We start from the raw sequence: 2,719 nt of genomic DNA, 5'->3' as shown, positions 1-2,719 counted from the left end.
TGATAATTGACCACTGTTACATTTGGTAAATCGAGGAGTTGATCAAAATTTATCCACATAACCCACCTCCTGTTCTGTGTTACTATTATACCATGCTCACACAGAACCTAGAAGAGCCTCTTATGAAACGATATATGATTTAACGCCACAAGATGCTCTTGTCTATGCCTCGGTACTTCATCATTTACGACGTTATCAGCCACAGCAGGCGTGTTTTTTGAATCGAAACTCAAAAGACTTTGATAGTCCTGATATTGTTGAAGAACTGAATCAATTCAACTGTAGGATGATTCCCCGATTTGATCGTGGTTACAGTTTTCTTCAGTCGCAGTTATCGTCCTAGTAGCTGAGATCAAGCTTTTCGGTTGAGTTGAGCGCTTTAATACTTAGGAGAAAACTGCTCGATTCAATAATTTGAGCCAAAACCCAATATTTTTAAAGACATCGGTACAGTTTCCCGCAAGTATCGCTCATTTTTGATAGACAAAAGTTATTGCTGTCACCCCAAACACAAGTTTACTGTCCCACTCGCCAAATTTTGATAGTTTTGTCACCACTCCCACTAGCTAAATAGCGGCCATCGGGACTATATACCACTGAGTTAACCGAGTGAGAATGACCAGTAAGGGTACGCAATTCTTTTCCCGTTGCTACCTCCCAAATTTTGATAGTTTGGTAACTCCCACTAGCTAAATAGCGTCCATCGGGACTATATACCACTGACCGAACCCAGGCAGAATGACCAGTAAGGGTACGCAATACTTTTCCGGTTGCTACCTGCCAAATTTTGATAGTTTGGCGACTCCCACTAGCTAAATAGCGGCCATCGGGACTATATACCACTGACAAAACCCAGTCAGAATGACCAGTAAGGGTACGCAATACTTTTCCGGTTGCTACCTGCCAAATTTTGATAGTATTGTCACGAAGCCCACCCCCACTAGCTAAATAGCGGCCATCGGGACTATATACCACTGATAAAACTGGACCAGAATGACCGGTAAGGGTACGCAATTCTTTTCCTGTCGCTACCTCCCAAATTTTGATAGTTTTGTCATCACTACGACTAGCTAAATAGCGGCCATCGGGACTATATACTACATCAGCCCCGTAAAGGTAAGAATAAACAGTAAGGGTACGCAATTCTTTTCCGGTTGCTACCTCCCAAATTTTGATAGTTTGGTCAATACTCCCACTAGCTAAATAGCGGCCATCGGGACTATATGCTACTGAAAAAACCTCGTCAGAATGACCAGTGAGGGTTTTATCGGGAAAACTATGTTCTGAAAAATTTTTTCCTTGTGGTGAGTTTATTGGTGAAATTTGAGTATTTATTTCCTGACTTTTAAAATAACCATAAGCTTGCGTTATTCCTACTCCTAATAACAAAACTCCACCAAGAGCTATCATTCTATTTCTCAGCTTATTCTTTTTAATCGGTTGTCCTGGTGTTTTTTGGGGTACAGCTACAGGTGAAACTGGCGGAGAAGAATTAATCTTAGGAATAACTGGCGATTGTTTTTGAGTTACAACAGGCTGCGGATTTGGTGGTGGAGATGGTCTATTAGGAGTTGTAGGAGGTAACTTTAATTGCCGTTCAATCTGATCTAAACGTTGTAAAATAACCCTAGTATTAGCTGGTCTATTCTTTGGCAATCTTCCCATTAACTCGTCAATAAAATCCAACAATAACGGGTGAATATTTTCCGTTTCTTCTCGCCAAGCTAAAACATCATTAACCGCATCATAAATTTCTAAAGGATGTTTTCCGGTTAATAAATGCACAAAAGTTCGTCCTAAAGCATAAAAATCTGATTGAATCACCGCTTGGCTATGTTGTTGTTCATTCGGTGTATATCCGACCGAGGTAATACCTGTCACCTGTTGACCTTTTCCCTTTTGATGATAGGTTTGGGTTTCTTCCCTTGCTGTCCCTGCTGTCCCAAAATCAATTAACACCAACTCGCCACTATTCCGCAACATAATATTAGGGGGTTTAATATCTTGATGAAGCCAGTTTTGTTGATGAATTTTATCGAGAATTAAAGTAATTTCTCTCAGCCATTTTAAGGCTCGTTTTTGACTTAAAATATCATACTGGTTTAGCCACTGTTCTAAATCAATACCCTCCACTTTTTCCATAACTAAACAGTGTAATATTTTCCCTTCTCTCGTGGAATATTGAAAATAGGCATCTGCTCGAGGAACACCGGTGACATTTTGACGACTCAACTCTAATAAAACGTCATATTCCCGTTTAAATAATTCCACTGCTTTCGGTTGATTATTCCATTTTTCTTGTAATACCTTGAGGATTTTGGCTGTAAAACCTTCAAAAGCCTCATAAACAATGCCAAAACCGGTCGTATCACTCAATAACCGACTCACCCTATATTTACCATTTAACAACAATTGAGAGCCGCAACTTTGACAGTAACGAGTATTCGAGTTATTATTACTCGGATGCCCTGGTTGAGAACAATCGGGATTAATGCAGTAACAGGGTTTCATCTCGGCTATCAGTTATTTTATTGGGTGAATAATTGCAAGTTTTCCCTTACCTGTCTTTGAAGGCATTTTATCATAAGTCAGTAGTAGTAGTAGTGGACTGTTTCAGCTAATTTGGTGCAATAGATTCTCCCGATTCCTCCTCCTCAAACACAGGATAAAGATGTTTCAGCTTGACCCTAGCATCGCTGGTCGTAAACGTCCATATTAC

The 2,719-nt window shown here is 40.0% G+C and carries 1 protein-coding gene; it reads right to left on the bottom strand.

What is annotated here, in order from left to right; genetic code table 11:
- Positions 1–516: 516 nt before the first annotated feature.
- Positions 517–2,511 carry a serine/threonine-protein kinase gene (locus tag EWV84_RS19500; RefSeq protein WP_287079480.1) on the bottom strand — a complete coding sequence of 665 codons (1,995 nt, stop codon included), beginning with the start codon at positions 2,509–2,511 and terminating at the stop codon, positions 517–519.
- Positions 2,512–2,719: the final 208 nt, after the last annotated feature.

Origin of the sequence: Microcystis sp. M_QC_C_20170808_M3Col (genome assembly GCF_007095505.1) — a bacterium.
Lineage (GTDB): Bacteria > Cyanobacteriota > Cyanobacteriia > Cyanobacteriales > Microcystaceae > Microcystis.
This window is presented reverse-complemented; position numbering and strand designations above follow the sequence as displayed.